At 63.9% G+C, this 17,749-nt stretch carries 16 protein-coding genes; 8 read left to right on the top strand and 8 right to left on the bottom strand.

Annotated elements, in window-relative coordinates; all coding sequences use genetic code 11:
- Window positions 1–363: 363 nt before the first annotated feature.
- Both NMB96_RS02160 and NMB96_RS02165 read right to left on the bottom strand, forming a co-directional pair.
- Complete coding sequence (locus NMB96_RS02160; protein ID WP_255086107.1) at window positions 364–1,383, bottom strand: hypothetical protein; 1,020 nt, start codon at window positions 1,381–1,383, stop codon at window positions 364–366.
- A gap of 150 nt (window positions 1,384–1,533) precedes the next feature.
- A complete protein-coding gene (locus NMB96_RS02165; protein ID WP_255086108.1) occupies window positions 1,534–2,286 on the bottom strand; it encodes a DNA-formamidopyrimidine glycosylase family protein in 753 nt (250 codons plus the stop codon).
- Between the two features lie 106 nt (window positions 2,287–2,392).
- Between NMB96_RS02165 and NMB96_RS02170 the strand changes: the two genes are divergently transcribed.
- Both NMB96_RS02170 and treA read left to right on the top strand, forming a co-directional pair.
- Complete coding sequence (locus tag NMB96_RS02170) at window positions 2,393–3,169, top strand: DUF72 domain-containing protein (protein ID WP_255086110.1); 777 nt, start codon at window positions 2,393–2,395, stop codon at window positions 3,167–3,169.
- A gap of 445 nt (window positions 3,170–3,614) precedes the next feature.
- Window positions 3,615–5,288, top strand: coding sequence for an alpha,alpha-trehalase TreA (treA, locus tag NMB96_RS02175; protein WP_043889457.1), 1,674 nt, complete (start codon window positions 3,615–3,617; stop codon window positions 5,286–5,288).
- A 146-nt stretch (window positions 5,289–5,434) separates the two neighbouring features.
- On the opposite strand, the gene NMB96_RS02180 is transcribed toward treA, so the two are convergent.
- Complete coding sequence (locus tag NMB96_RS02180; protein WP_255086111.1) at window positions 5,435–6,439, bottom strand: arabinan endo-1,5-alpha-L-arabinosidase; 1,005 nt, start codon at window positions 6,437–6,439, stop codon at window positions 5,435–5,437.
- A gap of 247 nt (window positions 6,440–6,686) precedes the next feature.
- On the opposite strand from NMB96_RS02180, the gene NMB96_RS02185 reads away from it, so the two are divergent.
- Window positions 6,687–7,382 (top strand): AIM24 family protein, encoded by a 696-nt coding sequence (locus NMB96_RS02185; protein ID WP_023905222.1) that lies wholly within the window; start codon window positions 6,687–6,689, stop codon window positions 7,380–7,382.
- Between the two features lie 202 nt (window positions 7,383–7,584).
- Here the strand turns inward: NMB96_RS02185 and NMB96_RS02190 are convergent, their stop codons facing one another.
- Window positions 7,585–8,496, bottom strand: a complete 912-nt coding sequence (locus tag NMB96_RS02190) for a CorA family divalent cation transporter (RefSeq protein WP_255086113.1) — start codon at window positions 8,494–8,496, stop codon at window positions 7,585–7,587.
- A gap of 177 nt (window positions 8,497–8,673) precedes the next feature.
- Complete coding sequence (gene cycA / locus NMB96_RS02195; protein ID WP_006448608.1) at window positions 8,674–10,050, bottom strand: D-serine/D-alanine/glycine transporter; 1,377 nt, start codon at window positions 10,048–10,050, stop codon at window positions 8,674–8,676.
- A gap of 381 nt (window positions 10,051–10,431) precedes the next feature.
- Between cycA and NMB96_RS02200 the strand changes: the two genes are divergently transcribed.
- Entirely contained in the window at window positions 10,432–12,204 is a 1,773-nt protein-coding gene (locus NMB96_RS02200) for an expansin EXLX1 family cellulose-binding protein (RefSeq protein WP_255086115.1), read from the top strand.
- 44 nt (window positions 12,205–12,248) lie between these two features.
- On the opposite strand, the gene NMB96_RS02205 is transcribed toward NMB96_RS02200, so the two are convergent.
- Window positions 12,249–12,464, bottom strand: coding sequence for a hypothetical protein (locus tag NMB96_RS02205; protein WP_023905227.1), 216 nt, complete (start codon window positions 12,462–12,464; stop codon window positions 12,249–12,251).
- Between the two features lie 174 nt (window positions 12,465–12,638).
- Here NMB96_RS02205 and NMB96_RS02210 point away from each other — a divergent pair, with 174 nt between their 5' ends.
- Entirely contained in the window at window positions 12,639–13,433 is a 795-nt protein-coding gene (locus NMB96_RS02210; protein ID WP_023905228.1) for a transporter substrate-binding domain-containing protein, read from the top strand.
- Window positions 13,434–13,555: 122 nt separating this feature from the next.
- Here the strand turns inward: NMB96_RS02210 and NMB96_RS02215 are convergent, their stop codons facing one another.
- On the bottom strand, window positions 13,556–14,431 hold the full coding sequence (locus tag NMB96_RS02215) for a DMT family transporter (protein ID WP_023905229.1): 876 nt from the start codon (window positions 14,429–14,431) through the stop codon (window positions 13,556–13,558).
- Window positions 14,432–14,658: 227 nt separating this feature from the next.
- Between NMB96_RS02215 and NMB96_RS02220 the strand changes: the two genes are divergently transcribed.
- Window positions 14,659–15,510, top strand: coding sequence for a class I SAM-dependent methyltransferase (locus tag NMB96_RS02220; RefSeq protein ID WP_043889460.1), 852 nt, complete (start codon window positions 14,659–14,661; stop codon window positions 15,508–15,510).
- 124 nt (window positions 15,511–15,634) lie between these two features.
- Window positions 15,635–16,186: a hypothetical protein gene (locus NMB96_RS02225; protein WP_043889461.1), complete on the top strand. Its 552-nt coding sequence runs from the start codon at window positions 15,635–15,637 to the stop codon at window positions 16,184–16,186.
- Between the two features lie 195 nt (window positions 16,187–16,381).
- Here NMB96_RS02225 and NMB96_RS02230 read toward each other — a convergent pair whose 3' ends face one another.
- The gene (locus tag NMB96_RS02230; protein WP_255086116.1) at window positions 16,382–16,729 is read right to left on the bottom strand and encodes a hypothetical protein; all 348 of its coding nucleotides are present in this window, start codon (window positions 16,727–16,729) and stop codon (window positions 16,382–16,384) included.
- A 309-nt stretch (window positions 16,730–17,038) separates the two neighbouring features.
- On the opposite strand from NMB96_RS02230, the gene NMB96_RS02235 reads away from it, so the two are divergent.
- The gene (locus tag NMB96_RS02235) at window positions 17,039–17,584 is read left to right on the top strand and encodes a hypothetical protein (protein ID WP_006452317.1); all 546 of its coding nucleotides are present in this window, start codon (window positions 17,039–17,041) and stop codon (window positions 17,582–17,584) included.
- Window positions 17,585–17,749 lie beyond the last annotated feature (165 nt).

Below are 17,749 nucleotides of genomic sequence, written 5' to 3' on the forward strand. Positions count from 1 at the left end.
TAGTCGAGAGTGTCGGTGTGCCTGGTGCAAGCAATGCATGATGTGCGTTAGTCGGATAACGTTGCGTCCGAAAATCTTCTCATCGCAAGCCGAGCAACAGGCAGGTTTATATCCGGCAACCGACCAACTTCCTGGTGTGGTGTCCTCACCGATTGCGGGACCGTGTGGCGGCATGGATGCCGCCACCGAGCCTCCACGGACGGATTCACGGCGTGTCCGGCAAGCGGTGCGTGCACCGCACACTCGACCTGCTCATCCTCACGCATCAACGTTGCGCGTGTGGCCGACACGTTGCCGCTATTGATACAGCGTCAGAGAGGTTTTGTTAGTCGCTCTTGGTCAGCTGCACACTAACCAACCCGCTCACCCAGTCGCGCACTGCTTCAACTGGCGATCGGCATACCACAGCGCGCGGCGGGCCAGATCGTAGGCGCTGTCAGCCTGGCGCGGCAGCATTTGCGCGGCCATTACCGGGTCGGCGCCGTTGTTCAAGGCGTGCTCGGCGCGCTCAAGATCGCCCAGATGCGTGCGCACCGGCGACAACAGGGTTTTGCGTTTTGACGCGTCGCAACGCGCACTGCGTTGCTCCAGCGCCGCCAGCGCCTCGCGGATGCGGCGGCTGGCTTCGCCCTTGAGATCGGGCGGTGTCTTGTGCGCGATCGGTGCGGCCTTGTAGGCATCGCCGGTCGCTTCGCTGCCCATCTCGGCCTGATTGCCGGCCAACGCGGGATTGAAGCGCACATCCGGCGGCGGTCGCGCCTTGGCCACCTGCGTCTGCGGCCCGTTGAGCATGTCGTTGAATTTTTTCATGCCGCGATTCATTTCCTGCATCGCCACATCGCCCAGCGTGCCGTCGCTCTTCCAGTCCTTGGCAAAGCGCGTGTCCTGGTATTGCACCGGGTTGACCCGTTCCATCACATTGCGCGCCTTGGCCTGCGCGCGCTCATCGCTCATGCCCGGCGGCACGGCGGCACCGTTTTGCGCCATCGGATCTATTTGCGCCGTTTGCGGCATGCGCAAACGGCCTTCGCGGGTATAGAGCTGGGCCGCCATCGATTCGTTGGCCGGCGCGTTGGCGGCGGCCACCTGGCGCTGCGGTGGTGGGGTCCGTGTCGGCGGCGGCGCACTGCGGGCGGCCGATGTCGATGCGGCGGCAGGCGCAGCGCGTGGTGTGCGCTCGCGTGGTTGCGGCGGCTCCATCGGTGCCGGCAGCGTCAATTGCGGGCGCGGCACGAAATACACCTGCAAACTGTCGTCGTGTCGCAGGGTTTCGCGCGGCGGCGGCATATACAGCAACAGACAGGCAAGAAAGAACAGAATGGCGCCCGTGCATGCGACTGCGGCGACATGCGGGACAAGCGTTTCCTTCCTGCGGGTAGTCACAATGCGGGAGACCGATGAGATGAGAGATGCGCACGCCACACCGTGAACCCGGTGTAGGACGCGCAAATCTAGCGGGCGCTGCGCCTGCGCGCGTTTGAAATTCGTTGTCTGGCCAGAAAGAGCCAGCCGCCATTCACGTTGAGCGCATCGTCACACATCCTCGCCCGGGTAAAGCCGTTGGCAGACTTCGCAGAAAAAGGCACGCCGCCCGGCCTTGCCCAGGTGCTTGCGATACTGCAGCGGCGCGCCATCGCGCGGGCAGCTGGTTTTGGTATGCACCTGATAATGCTTCTTCAGCACGAAGGCCTTTTTCCAGGTGTAGAAATCGAAGCTGTACTCGCGCGCCTGCGTGACCAGTTCGCCAAGCTTGCGCGCTGGCAACGCGCCCACTGCGCTCTCCGGATGCACCCGGATGCGGTGCAGCACCTCGTTCTTGATGATGTTGCCGACGCCGGCAAAGATGCTCTGATCCAGCAATGCATCGGCGGCAAGCATGGATGGCGCGGCACGCAACTTGCGCCGCGCCTGTGCGCCATCCCAACGTGGATGCATGACATCCGCCGTCCAGTCGTACACCTCGTCCAAGGGGCGATCGATAAACTGCACCGAGCAGGCGTAGAAGTTCAGCCGCTGGCCCTTGGAAAATTCCAGACGTAAACGCGGCACTGCATTGGGCTTGTCTTCGTCGATGCGATAACTGCCGAACAACAGAAAATGGATGCGCACGCTGAACTGCGCGCACTCGATCAAAAAGTGCTTGCCCCAGCTGCGTAGTGCCAGCACTTTCTGCTGATCCAGGCGCGCGATGTCCTGCTTGCTGTTGCCGGAGACACGCAGGATCTTGCGACCGACAAACGCCTCGGTTTGTTCGCGCAGGATGACAAGGGACGGGCCTTCTGGCATACGCCCAGTATCGAAGTAGCGGGTGAGTCGGCCGTGATCGCACTGCACACGCAATGCTGACGCGCGCGCATGCATAGAGTGCTGCCCGATCGCATCGCTCCCCGTCATGTCGTTTCGTTCGTCCATCGCCGTGCCGCGTGTGCGCTGTGGCTGTGCAGGCTGGTCGATTCCGGCCGCCGACCGCGCGGCGTTTGGCGACGGCGCCAGCGTATTGCAGCGCTATGCCACGCGTTTTGATGCGGTGGAAATCAACTCCTCGTTCCATCGGCCGCACCGCGCCGGCACTTATGCGCGCTGGGCCGACAGCGTGCCGGAGGATTTCCGTTTTTCGGTCAAGCTGCCGCGCAGCATCAGCCACGACGCGCGCCTGCATGCGGCCGGTCCGTTGCTGGATGCGTTTCTGGCCCAGGCCGGCGCGCTGGGCACGCGACTGGGCTGCCTGCTGCTGCAGTTGCCGCCCAGCGCCGCCTTCGATGCGCGCGTGGCAGCCAGCTTTTTCGCGACGCTGCGGCGGCGCTGGGACGGCGGCGTGGTGTGCGAGCCGCGCCACGCCAGCTGGTTTCTGCCGCAGGCACAGGCGCTGCTGACGCGCCACCGCATCGCACGCTGCGCCGCCGACCCGGCGCCGGTTCCCGAAGCCGCCATACCAAGCCCTACCGCCGGGCCGTACTACTGGCGCTGGCATGGCGCACCGCGCATCTACTACAGCAGCTACGACGACAGCGCGCTGCAGGCATTGGCCGACGCGGTGCGTCATACCCCGCACGACGGCACGCATCCGCAGGCCGAACGCTGGGTGATCTTCGACAACACTGCCGCCGGGCTGGCGGTGCCCAACGCGCTGCAGCTGCAGCGTTTGCTGGGAACCGACCGCAAGCGCTAGCCCGCGTTGATGGAGCGTGTGAAACCACGTCCCATCTACGGGCGGCGGCGCGTCCAACAACACGCCCGGTCAACCGAATCAACGCAAGCGGTGGTCTGGATTGCCATCTACCCACGCATTCAGCGGTTTGGAGCGGCTATCAAAAGTACTACGCAGCCGCCAGACGGGTGCGGCCACCGCTTGCAATCGCAGCTCAGCCCGCTACGGCTGGTGCGCATCTTGCAGTGAACAGGCTGACTACGCCGAACCGCACCTGCTCAAGCTGCCTCAATCCGCGCCGATAGGCCTGAATTGGCGCAACAACCTGCGACACCGCGCCGGATCACCTTGCTGAATCTTGTCGTCTCCGTGCGAAGCCTGTCGGCCTGCCGACACCATCGTCCGGTCCCGCCCGCCACTTCGGTCGTTTACCATGCCCTACGCCACTGCCCGTTCTGGAGATGCCATGAGTTCTGCCGCGCCCCCGTGCTGCACGTCGCTGCTTGGCCTGTCGCTGAGCATGTTCGTTGCGCCGTGCACGCTGACTGCCGCGCCGATGGACACTCCGGTCGTCAATGCGCCGGCGGCCACACCGCCCACGCCCGACCTGGCCTACCCGGAACTGTTCCAGGCGGTGCAGCGCGGCGAGCTGTTCGACGACCAGAAGCATTTCGTCGACTTTCTGCCGCTGCGCGACCCGGCACTGATCAACGCCGACTATCTGGCGCAACACGATCACCCCGGTTTCGACCTGCGCAAGTTCGTGGACGCCAATTTCGAAGAGTCGCCGCCGGTGCAGACCGATGCGATCCGCCAGGACACCGCGCTGCGCGAACACATCGACGACCTGTGGCCCAAGCTGGTGCGCAGCCAGACCCACGTGCCGCCGTACAGCAGCCTGCTGGCGCTGCCGCATCCGTATGTGGTGCCGGGCGGGCGCTTCCGCGAGGTGTATTACTGGGATTCCTACTTCACCATGCTCGGCCTGGTGAAGAGCGGCGAGACCACGCTCAGCCGCCAGATGCTGGACAACTTCGCCTACCTGATCGACACCTACGGGCACATCCCTAACGGCAATCGCAGCTACTACCTCAGCCGCTCGCAGCCGCCGTTCTTCTCCTACATGGTGGAACTGCAGGCCGGCGTGGAAGGCGAAGCGGTGTATCAGCGCTACCTGCCGCAGTTGCAGAAGGAATACGCCTACTGGATGCAGGGCAGCGATGACCTACAGCCCGGCCAGGCCGCGCGCCACGTGGTGCGCCTGGCCGACGGCAGCCTGCTCAACCGCTATTGGGACGAGCGCGACACCCCGCGCCCGGAAGCCTGGCTGCACGACACCCGCACTGCCGCCGAAGCGAGCGACCGCCCCGCCGCCGAGGTCTACCGCGACCTGCGCGCCGGTGCCGAAAGCGGCTGGGACTACACCAGCCGCTGGCTGGCCGATGGCCAGAACCTGCGCACCATCCGCACCACCGCCATCATCCCGATCGATCTGAACAGCCTGCTCTATCACCTGGAGCGCACCCTGGCCCAGGCCTGCGCGCAGCCGGGTGCCGAGTGCACGCAGGACTACGCGGCGCTGGCACTGCAGCGCAAGCAGGCCATCGATGCGCATCTGTGGAACAAGGCCGGCTATTACGCCGACTACGACTGGCAGACGCGCAAGCTGAGCGACCAGGTCACCGCCGCTGCGCTGTATCCGCTGTTTGCCGGCCTGTCGTCGGACGACCATGCCAAGCGCACCGCCAGCAGCGTGCGTGCGCGTCTGCTGCGTCCCGGCGGCCTGGCCACCACCGCAGTGAAGACCGGCCAGCAATGGGACGAGCCCAATGGCTGGGCGCCGCTGCAATGGGTGGCGGTGGACGGCCTGCGCCGTTACGGCGAAGACGCGCTGGCGCGCACCATCGGCGAGCGCTTTCTCACCCAGGTCCAGGCGCTGTTCGCGCGCGAACACAAGCTGGTCGAAAAATACGGTCTGGAAGCCGATGCAGCCGGCGGCGGCGGTGGCGAATACGCACTGCAGGACGGCTTCGGCTGGACCAACGGTGTCACCTTGATGCTGTTGAATCTGTATCCGGACACAGCGACCAAGGCGGCGCCGGCCAAACGCGCGCGCAAGCCCGAAGCGGCGACACGCTGAGTGTGCAATCGTTGATGCCGGGCATTGCTCGGCATCGTTGGCGGCATCGCATTTCTGGTAGTCGGCATCGCTGGCAAATCACTGCAACAGGCATCGCCTGATCGTTGCGTCATTGCAGAGCCCACCGCGCGCTGCAGTGATCGCTGCTACTGCACCACCGGCCACGCACTACCGTCGTAACTGAGCCGATTGATGCCCAGGCGCGCATCGCCGCGATCGTCGTAGTAGTGGTAGACCAGAATGTCGCCATCGCCATCGCGAAACACCGATTGCCCGCCCGGCCCATGCATGCTGCCCAACCCGGACTGGATCACCATGCCGCCACCGTTGCGCATGTCCACACCGGCGCGATCCAGATACGGCCCGGTCACCGAGCGCGCACGCCCCACCGCGATCTTGTAGGTGCTGCTGGCGCCCTTGCAGCACGCATCGAACGACACGAACAGGTAGTACCAGCCATTGGCCTGCTGGATGAAAGGCGCCTCCACCGCACCCGGATACGGCCGGCTCGCCAGGCTGTAGCGTGCCGTGTTGCTGGACAGTTGCTTGCCGGTGCCGGGATCGAGCTGGATCAGCTTGATCCCCGACCAGAACGAACCGAACGCCAACCACCATTTGCCGCCGCCATCCACCACCAGATTGCCGTCGATGGCGTTGTAGTCGTCGCTGCTCTTTGACGTGTAGACAATGCCTTGATCCTTCCATGATCCAGGCTTGCCGGTGCTGCTGCTGGCAAAGCCAATCGCCGAGGTGTTGGTGGCGAATTTGGACGCGGTGTAATACATCAGGTACTTGCCGCCGTGGAAGGACACATCCGGCGCCCACACCTGATTGTCTGCGTTGTAGTTGCGCACCCAACTCGGTGTGGTGCTGAAGATCGCACCCGCATTGCTGAATCTGGTCCGGTCGGTACTGGTGACCACGCCCGTGGTGGCATAGACGTAGTAACGCCCATCGCCGAGCTTGAGCATCGAAGGATCGTGCACGATGGTGTCGCCGCTCACCACGCCCGGCCCCACTGCCGCTTGCGCAGGTGCGCCGTGCACGCCAATCACACTGGCGACGATGGCAAGCAGCGATGCGATCGCGCCATGGCGCAGCGACATTCCAGACCAGCCCCCTGCTACTCGATTGCCACGAACAACGCGCATCGGCCAACTCCTTGAACAACGTAAAGACGTTATCTGTAGGAGCAATCTAGCCCGGCAGCAGTGTCGTGAATCCGACGCTGATCTCAGAAGCATTGCGCAGGCCGAGCAGTTGTTTTATTTGCGACGCGCCTTCGTGCCGATCGGCGCGCCATCTCTGCAGACGCAAAGCGGCTCACACATCAGTACGCTTCGAAGACACCGGCCTGCCGCGTATCATGCGCACTCTTTCACGCACAGGGATGGACCCATGGCCGTACGCACGCTCAACGAATTTCTCGCCCATTCCAAGGAAAAGGACGTCAGCCCCGATCCGTTCGAACTGGAAAACCCGCACCTGCTGGAAGTGCGCCTCAACGGCATGGTGTGGTCCAAGGCCGGCGCCATGGTCGCGCGCACCGGCAACGTCAAGTTCACCCGCGAAGGACTGCTGGAACAGGGTCTGGGCAACCTGCTGAAAAAGGCCGTCAGCGGCGAAGGCATGCAGCTGATGAAGGCCGAAGGCCAGGGCCGGGTGTATCTGGCCGACCTCGGCAAGCTGGTGACGCTGCTGCGTTTGAATGGCGAGGCGATCTTCGTCAACGGCAACGACGTGCTGGCGTTCGAATCCGGTGTCGAGCACAAGATCACCATGATGCGCAAAGTGGCCGGCATGCTGTCCGGCGGCCTGTTCAACGTGCGCCTGAGCGGCCACGGCATCGTGGCGATCACCTCGCACTACGAGCCGCTGACCCTGCCGGTCACCGCCGCCAGCGGTCCAGTGTTCACCGACCCCAACGCCACCGTGGCCTGGTCGGGCACGCTGACCCCGGAGCTGGTCACCGACGTGTCGATCGGCACCCTGTTCGGCCGCGGCTCGGGCGAAAGCCTGCAAATGCGTTTTGCCGGCGAAGGCTGGGTGGTGGTGCAGCCGTATGAAGAAGCCAGCTTTCAGGCCAAGGGCTGATCCAGGCCGCCCGGCAGCAATCAACAACGCGCATCGCCTGGTTGCAAGCTACGCAGCTGGGCAGTTTTCCAGTCACGGCGCAGTGCGCAGTGACTGCTGCGCATCCCAGCCCACCCTGTAGGAGCGCCCCTGGGCGCGAGGGCCTTACCGGTAACCCGCATCGCGCCCTGGTGCGCTCCTACGATTTTTCAGCTCTGATGCATCACACCCAGCCACGTTTGCGGAACCACACCAGCGGCACCACCATGCTCAGCACGATCACGCCCAACGCCCAGAAATAGGCGTCGTGCCATTTGAGTTCGGGCATGTAGGCGAAATTCATGCCCCAGATGCCGACCAGCACCGTGGGCGGGATGCCGACCACCGAGGCCACTGCCATCACCTTCATCACGTTGTTCTGGTCCATGTTGATCATGCCCAGCACGCTGTCGAGCAGGAACTCGATGCGGTCGTCCATGTGCTGCTGAAATTCGCTCAAGGTGGTCAGGTCCTTGTGCAGCAATCCGATGCGTTTGGCCGCATCCTCGCCAAACCAGTCCGGTGCTTGGTCATCCAGATAGGTGACCAGGCGCAGCAGGCCTTGACCGGCATTGTGCAGCCCGCCCAGGCGCCGGCCCATGCCGCCCACCTGATGCAGCATGCGCTCCAGATCCTTGGTCTTGTGCGGCTCGTCGAACACCTGCCGGGTGGTGTCGGTGACCTCGGCTTCCAGCGATTCCAGCCGGTCTGCCAGGCGGCCCACCAACTGGTCGAACATGCGCAGCAACAAATCGTCGGCGCTGTGGCAGGGCTCGTGTTCAAGCCGCGCGGCCACCGCCTCCAGCGAGCCCAAGCGCTGCTCGCGCAAGGTGACCAACATGGTCGGCGACACCGCAAAGCCCAGCGGCGCGGTCGGGCCATCGTCGTCCTGAAAGCGCGGCACGTTGAGAAACAATACATCGCCCTGGCGCCGCACCCGGCTGCTGAATTCGATCTCGCCGATCGCCGCGCGATCCGGCAGCGCAAACCCCACCTTTTCTGCAGCCTGCGCCAGCTCCTGTGCGCTGGGTTGGCACAGGTCGACCCAGCAACCTTGCGTGTGCTGCGTTCCGGCAATCGGGTGTGTCGTGATCATGCGGCGGGCCGTGGCGATGGATGGCGGCGAGCATCCCGTTCCATCCGATCGGCGTCAACGTCGCGCGCAAAACGCGCTTAGCTGCCAGTGGCTTTTATCGCGGCGCCGTGCAGCCACAGACGCCAAAGCCCCGCAGTGCGGGGCCTTGGTGATGTCTTCGGTCGGTCTTGCGTGCGCTCAGCCTGTGCGCGTCTGCTTCCGCTTCACCGCATAGCCGATGGCCAGCAGCAGGAACCACACCGGGCTGGCCAGCAAAGCCTGGCGCGTGTCGGCCTGCAAGGTCAGCAGCACGATGACGAAGGCGAAAAACGCCAGGCACACGTAGCACATCAACACGCCACCGGGCATCTTGAACGCCGAGGCCGCGTGCTGCTCCGGGCGCTTGCGCCGATACGCGATATAGGCGCACAGGATCAGCGACCACACGAACATGAAGAGCACCGCCGACAACGTGGTGACCAGCGTGAACGCAGTAACCAGGTTGGGAATCAGATACACCAGCATCGCGCCCAGCAACAGACACACGCAGGAGAACAGCAACCCGCGCGCCGGCACCGCCGCACGCGACAGCTTGGCGAAGCCCTTCGGCGCATGCTGCTCTTCGGCCAGGCCGTAGAGCATGCGGCTGGTGGAGAAGATGCCGCTATTGGCCGAGGAGGTAGCAGAGGTCAGCACCACGAAGTTGATCAGGCTGGCCGCAGCAGGCACGCCGGCCAGCACGAACAACTCCACGAACGGGCTCTTGTCGGCCACCACCTGCCGCCAAGGCGTCACCGCCATGATCGCGATCAGCGCCAGCACGTAGAAAATCAGGATACGTACCGGGATCGAGTTGATCGCCTTGGGCAGATTGCGGCGCGGGTCTGCAGTTTCCGCCGCGGTGGTGCCGACCAGTTCGATACCCACGAAGGCAAATACCGCGATCTGAAAACCGGCGAAGAACCCGCCAATGCCCATCGGGAACATGCCGCCGTCGTTCCACAAGTTCGACAGCGAGGCCACATTGCCAGACGGCGACCGGAAGCCCCACGCCACCAGCCCGGCGCCGGTGATGATCAGCGCAGCGATGGCGATGATCTTGATCAGCGCGAACCAGAATTCCATCTCGCCGAACAGTTTGACCGTCACCAAGTTCAAGCTCAGCAACAACAACACGCACGCGATGGCCGGAATCCACGGCGCCAATCCCGGAAACCAGAACTGCGCATACGCCGCAATCGCGATGACATCGGCGATGGCGGTAATGATCCAGCAGAACCAGTACGTCCAGCCGCAGAAGAACCCAGCCCAGGGCCCGAGCAGATCGGTGGAGAAGTCGATGAACGACTTGTACTCCAGGTTGGACAGCAGCAGCTCGCCCATCGCACGCATCACGAAGAACAGCATCGCGCCGATGATCAGATAGACGAACAGGATCGACGGGCCAGCCAGACTGATGGTCTTGCCCGAGCCCATGAACAGCCCGGTGCCGATGGCGCCACCGATGGCGATCAGCTGCAGGTGGCGATTGGAGAGACTGCGTTGCAGATGATCGGGCGCGGACGGGTCAGACATGGGCACGGCACCGGCAAGTGAACAAGCCGTCAAAAATACGAGATCGCGGCAGCGCGCACCAGCGGTTTGAACAGCAACGCCGGGTGGGCCGGCAAATACGCCGGCGCATGCCGAGCGGACAGCGCCATGCTGCGGTGCGCACAGTGCGGGTTGCGCGCCGCGTGTTGCGCCATGCAGCTAGGGCTGCGCGTTGGGAGCGGCATGCACTGCCGCGACCAAGATGGCAAGCGTGCGGCATCTCGCACAAACAGCGATCCGCGTCCCAGCGCGCTCGTTGCGCTGGCTGCAGCACGCGCTCCTGCCCGCTTCCTTGACTGCGCGCACGGACCGCACGTGGCGATTGCTGGTCTCCTGCGCGGGCCCAACCCTCAGGACACTCCCATGTACTCACGCTCCCATCTATTGCTGGCCATGACGTTGCTGGCTCCGGTCTCTGCATTGGCCGTGCAGGTCGATGCACACGGGCAACTGATCGACGCGCGCGGTCAGGCGCTGCAACTGCGCGGCGTGACCTGGCCGGGCTTCGACCGCGCTTCGCTGGTTGCGGCGGGTCTGCGCAACAGCACGCTGCAACAGACGCTGGATCAGATGCAGGCAGCCGATATCAATGCGCTGCGTGTGCCGATCTGCACGGCAACGCTGCAAGCCAAGCCCGTCGCTGCGGCCGATATCGCAGGCGACCCCGCACTGCGCGACCTGACTTCGTTGCAGCTGCTCGATGCGGTCGTGCGCGCCAGCACCCAACGCGGCATGCAGGTCCTGCTGGCATTTGCCGATGGCGGGTGCGATGACTCCGCACCGCAGCTGGGCGCGCAGCAGCAAGCCTGGACGAACGGCTTGACCACGCTCGCCGCCCGCTACGGCACCACCACCGGTGTGATCGGCATTGATCTGGGCAGCAGCGGTTACCGCAATGCCAACTGGGCCGGAAATAGCGCAGACGCCGACTGGAATCGCATTGCCTCACGCACGGCGGGCACTGTCCTCAAACAGGCACCACGCTGGGTGGTGGGCGTGGAAGGCGTGGGCAACAATGCGCTCTGCAGCGACTCCGCGCGCAAGGCGCCCGGCAGCAATCTGCAGCCGCTTGCCTGCGTGCCGCTGCGCATCCCGGCCAAGCAACTGGTATTGATGCCCAAACTGGCGGGGCCGGATCGCGATGCGGCAGATACCTTCGCAGCCGCCGACTTTCCACGCGGTCTGCCAGCGAGCTGGCAACGCGACTTCGGCACGTTTGCCGCCGACCATGCGGTGCTGCCGGTCAGCATTGGCGGCGGCCTGGGCGATGGCGACCCGCGCGATCCCGCGTGGCAACAGGCATTGAGCGGCTATCTGACAAACACCGGCATGCACAGTGCCTTTCTGGGCAGCTGGGAAATAGGCAATGCCAACAATGGCGGCCTGCTCGCCAGCGATGGCAGCCCGCGCAGCGACAAGCTACAGATCCTGCATCAAGCATGGGGATTGGCGACAGCTACATCTGCCAGCGCATCTACAAAAAGCGCGCGCGCCGCCGATGCGAGCAAGGCGATCACCTGGAACAGCACCTTCAGCGGCACAGCGACCTACACCGGCTCCGGCTATTCCGGCGGTGCGGTCCTGCTGGATCCGATTCCCAGCAACGCGTTCATCACCGCACTCAACCCGACGCAGATGAACTTCGGTGGGGTCAAAGCCGCACTTGCCGGCGCGTATCTGGAAGTGACCGGCCCCAAGGGCAAGACCGTCGTCTATGTCACCGACCTGTATCCGGACGGCGCATCCGGCGGCCTGGATTTATCACCGAATGCCTTTTCTGCAATCGGCGACATGGTGCAGGGGCGCATCCCGATCAGCTGGAAGATCGTGCGCGCACCCATCACCGGCAACGTGCAATACCGCATCAAGGAAGGCAGCTCACGCTGGTGGGCGGCGATCCAGGTGCGTAACCACGCCTACCCGGTCGTCAAGTTCGAAGTGAAGCAAGGCAGCACCTGGAAGAGCTTGCAGAAGATGGACTACAACCACTTCCTGGGCGAACAACTGGGCAACCAGCCACTGTCCATCCGCATCACCGACATCCGCGGCAAGGCCATCCTCGATACCATTCCCGCGCTGCCCGAAGACGGCAACAAGCCGGTGTATTTCGAACCGGGCAACGTGCAGTTCCCCTGACGTGTTAATCAACTCGCAAAACGCTGCCCAGCAACCAACACTTACTAGCCCCCAGCAAGCCCACCGCCTACACGGCCCGGTAGTGCCTGATCGTCATCCTCTTCCAGATCGCCCACCTCCTCGCGCAAACCGCCTTGCTGCGGCGCCTGCTCTTCCAACGGAATTTCTTCCTCGTTGGTATCCGGATCGGGCGTGCCGTGCGCGGCCACGCCTGTGGTGAACGTGGTCATCGGGCGAGCAGTACGTGGATTGAGATGCATGGACGACTCCGTTGCGTTCAGTGGTGCGTCAACGCTAGGCCGCGCAACGCTAGTGCACCGTGAGCCTGAGCATCGCCGCGCTGACACGCTGTTGACGTGCGTTCGCTGAAAACGCGCCGAAGCCAGCCGTGCAGCCCATGGTTATCATGACGACTTATCTTCGAGGCAAAAACCATGCGTTATCGCGCTCTGCTCGCATTCCTGCTGACCTGCGGCAGTGCGCAGGCTGCCGAGCCTGCCTCACGTCTGGATGCAGTGCTGCGGGCCGGCGTGCTGCGCGTATGCACCACTGGCGACTATCGTCCTTATTCGTTGCTGCGCGCAGACGGGCAATTCGAAGGCAGCGACATCGCGCTGACACAGTCGCTTGGCGCCAGCCTGGATGCACGCGTGCAATTCGTACGCACCAGCTGGCCGCAATTGATGCCCGATCTACTCGCCGATCGTTGCGACATTGCAGTCGGCGGCATCTCGGTGACCTTGCAGCGGCAACGCCAGGCCAGCTTCAGCACGGTGCTGGACGTGGACGGCAAAATTCCGCTGGTGCGCTGCGCCGATCAGACGCGTTACCGCAGCATCGCGCAACTCAATCGACCCGACGTGCGCGTGATCGAGCCGCCCGGCGGCACCAACGAAGCCTTCGCGCGGCGCGAATTGCCGCGCGCGAACCTGCGCCTGTTCGCCGACAACACCACCATCTTTCAGGAGCTGGTGGACCAGCGTGCCGACGTGATGATCACCGATGCCTCCGAGGCGCTGTACCAGCAGGCACGCCTGCCCGCGCTATGCGCCATCGCGCCGGAGCAACCGCTGCAGTACGGCGAAAAAGCCTTCCTGCTGCCGCGCGACGACCACGCATGGAAGGCCTATGTCGACCAATGGCTGCACCTGAGCAAGGCCAGCGGCGAGTACGCGCGCATCGTCGAAACCTGGCGCGCACCGCGCCCGGAATCCACTACGTCTCCGTGATAAAAGCCGGGATTGGGGATTGGGGATTGGGGATTGGGGATTCGTAATAGCGACAAAGCGCGGCGCCATCAGTATCACGCGCTGCTGCTAATCCCCAATCCCCAATCCCGACTCCACCGCCTTCAAACAATCTTGGTCCGTCGCCACCAACGCGACACCTGTTCTTCGCGTACCAGCGTGAACAAACCGGCGCCCAGAATCAACGCGATGCCCACCGCCATCGGCCAATCCAGATGGTCGTGAAACAGCAGATAGCCGAACGCGATCGCCCACAACATCTGGCTGTATTGCGTGGGCGCCACCACGCTCACCGGCGCCATGCGCGTGGCGTACATCAGGCAAATCGCCGCCAGACCCGCGAGCAAGCCGTAGCCTGCCAGCAAGTACCACTGGTACAGCGTGGGCCAGACGAAGGTCGGCAACATCATGATCCCGCCCATCACCAACGGGCCGATCACGCCGGCGCCATAGAGCGTCAAACGCTTCTCGCTATGGCCGGCCATGCGCAAGGTGATCACCGAGATCGCACCCACCAGGCCACAGACGATCGCCGCCACATGCCCGTGGGTGAGATGCCGAAAGCCGGGACGCAACACGATCAACACGCCGATGAAGCCCACGATCACCGCCGACCAACGCCGCCAATGCACTTCTTCCTTGAGGAACACCACCGACAGCACGGTCACGAAAATCGGCATCAAGAAGATCAGCGCAAAGGCCTCGGCCATCGGCAAGGTGGTAAAGGCGATCACCGAGGTCAGATTGCCGATCGCGCCGGTAAGCGCGCGCAGCAGCCACAGACTGGGCTGCTTGGCCATCACCAGCTCGCGCAGACGGTCGTCGGGCTTCTTCAGGAACGGCACCGCCACCAGCATCAGCAACGCGCCGAGAAACAGCACTTCGTAGACCGGCAACGTGCCTTCGAGCAGCTTCACGAACGCATCGCTGATCGAATAGGCCGCGTAACAGGCGAACCCCAACAACACACCCTTCAGCATTGCCGACACTCCACGGTTGGCGCCGATCCGACGCGGTGTCGGTGCTGGCAGTACACAGTATGCGGTGCGCCATGCGTTGGAGGAATCGTTGCGCGCAGCCGCTGTTTGCGCACTCCCGGGTTACTTGCAGGCAACAGGATGCCGGCACGCTATGGGTCGGTTACGATGCCGATTCCTTCCTTGACACCGACGCGCGCGCTACGCGCCCGAATCCAGACCTGTCACCCGTGCCCCATTACTCCGGCCCACTACTCATTCTCTCTGACGCCCAAGCCCTGCTTGCCGCGCGCGGAAATGGTCTGACTCAATGGACCGGGTCGCTGGACCTGGGCCGCAGTACCGGCACTGCGCAGCTGGATGCGCAGACCTGGCAGTGGCGCGGCAGGGGCTACCCATATCCGGGCAAGCTCAAGGAGCGCACGCTGTACTTCTGGGATGGCGACGACTTTGCGCCGATCTCGCGTTTCAACGGTGCGTTGATCAAGCTGGTGCCGACCGAATGGGGCGCGCCCACCTTCGAGATCGACGGCATCAAGATGCTGCCGTCGGCACAACTGTCGCCGTTCGACGATGCGCGCCGCAAGGTGGCACTGGTGGATCCGCGCGGCAAGGTCGTGCTGGATACCTGTGGTGGCCTGGGCTATTTCGCCGCCTGCTGCCTGGAGGCTAACGTGGCGCAACTGCACTCGTTCGAAAAGAACGCCGACGTGCTGTGGCTGCGCACCCTCAATCCGTGGTCGCCGGATCCGGACGACGACGCCAGCGGTGGGCGTCTGCAGCTGACACACGCCGATATCTCGCAGCACGTCACCACGCTCGCAGACGGTTCGGTCGACGCCATCCTGCACGACCCGCCTCGCTTCGGCATTGCCGGCGAGCTGTATTCGCAGGTGTTCTACGACCAGCTGGCGCGCGTGCTGCGCCGCGGCGGGCGCATGTTCCATTACACCGGCGCGCCCAACAAATTCACCAGCGGGCGCGATGTTCCCAACGAAGTGAGCAAGCGTCTGAGCAAGGCTGGTTTCAGCACGCAACTCGCCTTGGATGGTGTGCTGGCGACGTTGCCTGCGCGGCGCTGAGTGTCGTCTGCGCGATCAGGTACAACCGCCCCCGCCATCACTGAGACACCTCGACGCGTGGGCCATGCAGACAGCGATAGCGGATGAATCTGCGATACTGCACCGCCCTCGACAAGGATGTTGCATGCGCCTCCATCTCACTGCTTTATGCTTGGCCCCACTCGTGCTGATGCTGTGCACGCCAGCAGGCGCACAGACGCAATCGCAGGCACAGACACCGCCCGCGCAGCCCATGTCTGAAGTCACGCTCTCCAACCCTGTCACCACCGCCACACTGGCCGGGCGCACGATTCGCTTGGGCGAGCACGCTGGAAAATGCGCCGTGCTGCGCGACGATGAAGTGTTTCCGCTGGGCATCGGTGCGCCGTGCTATTTCAGCATCGCGCGCGACCGCAGCGCACAGGTGCACCACTTCCAAGGCAGCGACATCGTACTGGTGCAGCATGCCCATCAAACGGCAAGCCCGGACTGGGACGTCAAACTCTACGGGGCGATCTGTGCCTTCGAATCGCAATCCGTGCGCGAGGTCGACGATGTGCTGGAGGCCGGCATCGTCGCCAGCTCCTGGCATTGCGACCCGACACGCGGTGCCGACCAGAAAGAGTTCGTCTACAGCTACGACACTTGGCCGAAGCGCAACGCAGCCAAACCTTCGCGCAAGCGTGGGACACCGTGAAGTCTGTTCAAGAACTGCCAGGCGTGCGCAGCCACTGATCTGCGGCCTGGCTGCATGGCCCTTGCCCGCCCACCATCGCGGGACACGCCGCAAGTACGTCCATGTAGGCTCTTACGCGGCATCCATGCCGCGTAAGGTCCCGCGATGGTGGGCGGGCAAGGACCCGTCGAGATGGTCGGTGGGCGTAGCCTGCCATCAGCGTCTGCCGCGCCGCATGGCCTCGGCACGATCGCGCCGGTAATCCTTCCATGCGAGATACGCAAACACACCCACCATCGCCAACAGGGCAGTGGTCAACAGGCCGTCCCAGCCGATCGAGATCCAGTAGCGCTGCGGGTCGGTCTCGGCATAGAACGTCCTGGCCGGCCGACCACGGACGACGCTGACATAGCGCCCGCTGATCACCGCCTGCAGCAACAACCATAGCCGCCCGCAACAGGCCACCGCGATCACGAGGACCACCAGGCGGACAAGCCAGTCGACGATGCGGGAATTGGCAGGTACCGGCGTCGGTGGTGGTGCTGATTTGGGACGCTTTTTCAAGCAGGCCTCTCTGCAATCGTGCGACGCAGTTTACCGCTGGCACTTTGCATCGGCGCCTGTCGGCGTGATCGCGCAGATAGGACGCGGCCTTCAACTGCAACACGACACTATGCACGTGCAGCCTGGTCGCAGCCGCTATAATCGCCGCGCAGCGCACTCGATCGAGTGACATGGAACGCTCCACGCTGCATTCGTCTCAAGGAAGATGGCCGGCAGCACTGCCACGCGGATTGTCTGGACGCTTCCTTGGATTTTTTGCTGTGACGCCATGCAACGGCGGCAACAGTCTTCCCTCAAGGATCTTTCGCTTTGAAGACGTTCACCACACTCCTGCTTGTCTCTCTCAGTCTGCTGCTTGCTGCCTGCGGCGGCGGCACCACTACCGGCGCTTCCAAGCTCTCCTCCAGCGAGTACCTGTTGCACAACATCTCGGTCTGGAATGGCGCGGTGACCATCATCGACCCGTGGGTGTCCGGCGATCGCGGGCAGAGCCTGGTGAACGATGCCATCGCGCACAAGCCGCTGGACAGCTACAAGACCGCGCTGGGCAGCCAACGCAAGGCGCTTGCCGCCAATGCGCAGGCCAATGCCGCCGTGGCCTCGGGCGTGCCGGATAACGCCAAGGACCTGGACGGCAAGTTGTCGGCCTACCTCAAGAGCGCCGACGCGATGATGGCCGCGCTGGAGCGCTTTGCTGCACTGCCCAACGGCTACACCAATACCGAGCTGGCACCGCTGGCCAAGGACCTGGAAACCGTGTCGGCCCAGCTCAATGTCGATATCGAAGCCCTGAATACCGCGCAGCGCGCGTATTCCAAGGAGCACAAGGTGCCGATGCAGGAAGTCAGCCAGTAAGCACGACGGTATCGTCGGTGGCGCCTTGCGGACCGCGACACGTGGTCCGCAAGGCGCGATCGAGTCTGCTCGCTTCACTGCACTGGTCACCTCACACGCAGATGCACAACGCACTGCGATGAAAAACGTCATGCGGTTTAGGGTGGCATCGTTGATCGATGCTGC

The sequence above is a fragment of the Xanthomonas hortorum genome (genome assembly GCF_024339125.1).
Lineage (GTDB): Bacteria > Pseudomonadota > Gammaproteobacteria > Xanthomonadales > Xanthomonadaceae > Xanthomonas > Xanthomonas hortorum.